The following is a 285-nucleotide window of genomic DNA, read 5'->3' on the forward strand; positions in this document are numbered from 1 at the left end:
AGATCGAAATTGCCCAGAAAAAGATGCACGATGCCGTCCAGACCCAGGTGCGGCTGTTTCACATCGGCTGCACCAGCAGCACCGAACTGCGCTACCTGAAAGAGCCCCTGCGGACCCTGGGGCAGCAGCACCCGGGGTTCAGCCCGGTCCTCCATGTGCAGGACTATTTCAATCTGAAAAAGATGTTTGAGGCGGAACAACTGGATGTGATGCTGTGCACCCAGAACATGATCCACCGGCTGCCCAACTGTGAATTCCACCCTATGGCCGAAGCCGCGCTGTATG

General features: G+C 57.2%; 1 protein-coding gene. It reads left to right on the plus strand.

Going from position 1 to position 285, the window contains the following annotated elements:
* A partial coding sequence (locus tag H6B10_RS16100; protein WP_204652432.1) for a hypothetical protein occupies window positions 1-285 on the plus strand: 285 nt, incomplete at both ends.

This window comes from Gemmiger formicilis (genome assembly GCF_016901605.1).
Classification (GTDB): Bacteria; Bacillota; Clostridia; order Oscillospirales; family Ruminococcaceae; genus Gemmiger; species Gemmiger formicilis_B.